The following is a 4171-nucleotide window of genomic DNA, read 5'->3' as shown; positions in this document are numbered from 1 at the left end:
TTGTCACTTTACTTGGTATATGAGAATAATTTCACTTAATAAATGAGAAAAAGCAGCGTACTTTAATATGGTACGTTGCTTTTTCTATTATCGTATACCTATGACCAAACTGTCTCTTGCTGTTTCTACAACCTCGGTGCTGATTTTATCTAAGCCATTTATATCCATAATTCTATCTATCTGCGCAAACAAGCGATGAATAAGTCTAAAATTACCCTTAGTGATTTTAATAATAGTTGTTATAGCTTCATAGTCAGTGAAGTCTTCAAGTTTTAAATCAACTCCTAGATCTTGCCACTTATACTCTAATATATGATGTGTTTCATCTTTGCTTAAATTATCGAATTCATGTGCAAAACCTATACGAGAATATAGTTGAGGATAACGAGATAGTTTTTTCTCAATACCTGGCATACCAATGAATACCATTGCTAGGTCACGTTCATCATAGATAGATCTTAATTGCTCTAAATGTTGCACTTTAAGTCTATCAATTTCGTCTATTATAATGAGTTCAATGTCTTGGAATGCATCACTAAAATTTTCACTATGTTCATGCTCGTATTTATTTAAAACATGTAATTTTTGACCCAAATCAATACTTCCATTAATACTGTGTAAGTCACTACTCAATCTTGTTTGCTTTTCTGCTGGTGCAGTATAAAATATTTTGTCTACAGATAATATATCGTCCGTTGTTTTATTAGCTAAATCTTTCCAGCCCCTATGGTTAACCTGGTTTTCAATAATATCCCAATTGGTATAATATCGTGAAGATAATGTTTTACCCACACCTGGTTGACCATAACATATACCAATATACTGATATTTAATACAAGCATCACAAAATTCAGCAAATCGTTTGTACTCTTTTGTTTCAATGAACTTCTGTTTTTTAGTCATTATGATACCTCTTTAGCTTTTTGACATTTTTGTCTATCTTGTGAGGTGAATAACTTTGATTTTTTTCTTCTTTTATTAAGTCAGTCGTACTAGGGCTAATAGCGTTTTGTTTCAAGTGCTTTCTTCTCTGACTACGAGCATGTTGTATATCCTTTATATCAATTGAATAATCAGATAAATCAGGAGATATAGCTGTACAAAGGAATTCATCTCTATAAAACACGCGTATTTCAGCCATATCATTGGGATTGTAACGAATCAGTACATATTCACCTACATAAGCTGCTAAATTCGTATTACTATATCTAAATCCTTGAAAATGAATACCATCTGAATGGATTTTTCTAGATTTAGGAATCTCTAGTAAGAGTAAATCGAGTTGTTCTAAACTACTGGGCATATTGGGGAAAAAGAGATTACTATTCCATCGACTTGTTGGTGAACAACCAATAGAACTGTGTTCTTTGTGATTATAGTCTTCAATCAAAAATTGGCGTAATTTTTCTTCGAACTCTTGAAATTCTAGTAAATTTTTAAACTCATCGTTATTGTTTATATATCCAGGAATTTGCTCTAGGAATGTTTGATTGACTGTTTGAAAGAATCTTTCTATTTTTCCACGACCTCGTGGCACGCCAACTTTTGAAAACATTAAATTAATTTTCAAATCAACAGCGACTTGTTCCATATGATGTGAAGTAAAGTCACTTCCATGGTCAGTATAGAACTTTTCAGGAATCCCACATATTGGCCATCTTGTATCACTCTTATTCCAAATAGCTTGATGTAGTGTTAGGGCAGTATTCTTGGCATTAGGACTATCAAATGTTAAAAAGTAGCCTGCAATTGCACGACTATAATCATCCATAATAATGGTTAACCACGGTCTATTGATGTTACCTTTTTGATCTAATATATAGACATCTAGCAAAGTATGGTCGGCTTGCCACATTTCATTTGGTCTTGATGATTCTCTTATTTGTATTAAATCGTACTTATTGTGATAGTATTTTTCACCCTGATGAGAAAAATCAATCACAGATTTAGGCATTGCTTTAATAACACTATAAACTTGTTTATAGCTTGGTGTATCAAAATTATGCTCTTTACAATAATTAGCGATTTTCCTATGAATTGTAGCAATACTATTTCTTTTATTTTTAAGTGCAAGGCGTTCAATTTCATCAATTATCTTTGGTTCTATTTTACGTGTCCCTTTATCGGCTCTTGTCGTATAAATTAGCCCCTTAAGTCCTTGTTCTTTATATAACTTATCCCACCTATAAAGTGTACTTAACGCAATGCCTGTATTTTTAGAAATACTCGATAAGGATTTGTTTCCTAATATAAAAGGTTTAATAACATCGTACTTTTGTATAGCCTCTTTACGCTTGGTTTCAGAAAAATTAGTGAGGTATTTCTCCTTGTTTTTCATCTTCCTTTTCCTCCAATTTATTGAGGTAACGATAAATTGTTGTGCGTGAAACTTGCCATTGTTCTGCAATTGTCTTAATTGGTGTACCATTATCATAAAGTGTTTTGAGTAAATTCAAATCTTGATTGCTTAATTTTTCAGGTCTTCCACCATAACGTCCTCTGGCACGAGCTGCAATTCGACCAGCCGAAGAACGTTCTAAAATTAAGTTACGTTCAAATTCTGCAAACGCTGCGAATAAATGAAATAATAATTGTCCTGTAGAACTTGATTTATCCATAGTTATATTTTCTTCTAAACTATGAAAACTCACGCCTCGTTCGTTAAGTTCATTAACTAATGTGATTAAATCTTCCATGTTACGTCCTAGTCTATCTAGTCTCCAAGCAACAATCGTGTCTCCTGATCTCGCAAATTCAATTGCTTTATCTAAACCAGGCCTTTTACTTTTTGAACCACTAATATGGTCGCTAAATATCTTTTCACAACCATATGCGTTTAATCGATCCTCCTGTAAATTCAAATTTTGTAATCCAGTTGAAACTCTTGCATAACCTATTTTCAAAATACAAACCTCCTATATACATATCCAGTGTACCATAACTTAATTCCAAGGTCTTTTGTGAACATAGATTTTTTGTTGGGTTTTTGAACACACAAATATATGTAATACTCACTTATTTCGACATAAAAAGAGAGTGTACAGAAAATGGTTATTTTCTGCACACTCTCTTCAAATGAAATATTAAAACAATTAATACTAGACATGATAAAATATATAATAAGAGTTAAATCAAGTCGTAGCATCCAAAAAGCAACTATCTCAATATACTAAGATATAGGAGGCCCAAAATGATACAATCTATCAATCATATATGTTATTCCGTTAGTGATTTAAAAAATTCGATACGCTTTTATAAAAATATTTTATGTGGCGAATTATTAGTAAGTGGAAAAACAACTGCATATTTCAATATTGGTGGCTTATGGGTTGCGTTAAACGAAGAAAAAGACATTCCTCGAAATGAAGTTCAATATTCGTACACACATGTAGCGTTTACTATAGATGAAAGTGAATTTAATGATTGGTATCAATGGTTCAAGGAAAATGACGTGAATATATTAGAAGGGCGTACTAGAGATGTAAGAGATAAGCAATCAATTTATTTTACTGATCCTGACGGACACAAGTTAGAGTTACATACTGGCACACTAGAAAATAGATTGAATTATTATAAAGAAACAAAACCGCATATGGTATTTTACAAATAAGTAGGTGCTCTATGACAAGATATACAAGATTGTTTGAAGAAAAAGACTTTAACCAAATCAATAAGTTACTACAACTATATTATGAGTTAGGATATCCAACAACGAGTAAAGAACTTATTCATCGATTAAGTAAGATTAATAATCACAAAGACTATTATATACTACTACTGATTGAAGACGAGATAATTATAGGCTTTAGTGGCATGTGCAGAATGATGTTCTATGAAAATGATGGGAATTATATGCGTATATTGTCTTTCGTTGTCAATTCAAATTTTAGAGGAAATGGATTCGGTTCATTATTGTTAAAGGAATCTGAAAAGTTAGCTGACAAGTTAAACTGTAAAGTAATTACATTGAATAGTGGAATTAGAACAGAAAGAGAAAATGCACATAAGTTTTATAAAGCTAATGGGTTTTCAAAAAGTATCAACTAATGAAATTTCATATTAGCAATAATAGCTTATTAGCCAATCTTAAAGCGCAGTACTTATATAGTGAGTGTACTGCGCTTTCTCATTTATTGGGTAAAATTATTCTCATATATCGAGTAAAGTAACA

Annotated in this window: 5 protein-coding genes; 2 read left to right on the top strand and 3 right to left on the bottom strand. The window is 31.7% G+C overall.

Features of this window, described 5'->3' with window-relative positions; all coding sequences use genetic code 11:
- Window positions 1-87: 87 nt before the first annotated feature.
- From SOJ_RS14010 to SOJ_RS14000, 3 genes are read right to left on the bottom strand one after another with little or no spacing between them, the layout of a single operon-like run.
- Window positions 88-903 (bottom strand): AAA family ATPase, encoded by an 816-nt coding sequence (locus SOJ_RS14010; protein WP_002508781.1) that lies wholly within the window; start codon window positions 901-903, stop codon window positions 88-90.
- Window positions 896-2338, bottom strand: a complete 1443-nt coding sequence (locus SOJ_RS14005; protein WP_002508780.1) for a Mu transposase C-terminal domain-containing protein — start codon at window positions 2336-2338, stop codon at window positions 896-898. Before SOJ_RS14005 ends, SOJ_RS14010 begins: the two co-directional genes overlap by 8 nt.
- Window positions 2310-2903, bottom strand: a complete 594-nt coding sequence (locus tag SOJ_RS14000; RefSeq protein ID WP_002508779.1) for a recombinase family protein — start codon at window positions 2901-2903, stop codon at window positions 2310-2312. Before SOJ_RS14000 ends, SOJ_RS14005 begins: the two co-directional genes overlap by 29 nt.
- A 287-nt stretch (window positions 2904-3190) precedes the next feature.
- On the opposite strand from SOJ_RS14000, the gene SOJ_RS13995 reads away from it, so the two are divergent.
- On the top strand, window positions 3191-3610 hold the full coding sequence (locus SOJ_RS13995; protein WP_000616116.1) for a fosfomycin resistance bacillithiol transferase FosD: 420 nt from the start codon (window positions 3191-3193) through the stop codon (window positions 3608-3610).
- An 11-nt stretch (window positions 3611-3621) separates the two neighbouring features.
- A complete protein-coding gene (locus tag SOJ_RS13990; RefSeq protein ID WP_002508778.1) occupies window positions 3622-4047 on the top strand; it encodes a GNAT family N-acetyltransferase in 426 nt (141 codons plus the stop codon).
- Window positions 4048-4171: the final 124 nt, after the last annotated feature.

This window comes from Staphylococcus sp. OJ82, assembly GCF_000294465.1.
In the GTDB taxonomy this organism is placed as follows: Bacteria; Bacillota; Bacilli; order Staphylococcales; family Staphylococcaceae; genus Staphylococcus; species Staphylococcus equorum.
Note: the sequence above shows the minus strand (reverse complement) of the source record. Positions and strands in the feature narration are given on the sequence as shown.

Excerpts from the sequence above, each read along its gene's own strand:
- SOJ_RS14010 (WP_002508781.1), bottom strand. The coding sequence starts at position 903 with ATGACTAAAAAACAGAAGTTCATTGAAACAAAAGAGTACAAACGATTT.
- SOJ_RS14005 (WP_002508780.1), bottom strand. The coding sequence starts at position 2,338 with ATGAAAAACAAGGAGAAATACCTCACTAATTTTTCTGAAACCAAGCGT.
- SOJ_RS13995 (WP_000616116.1), top strand. The coding sequence starts at position 3,191 with ATGATACAATCTATCAATCATATATGTTATTCCGTTAGTGATTTAAAA.
- SOJ_RS13990 (WP_002508778.1), top strand. The coding sequence starts at position 3,622 with ATGACAAGATATACAAGATTGTTTGAAGAAAAAGACTTTAACCAAATC.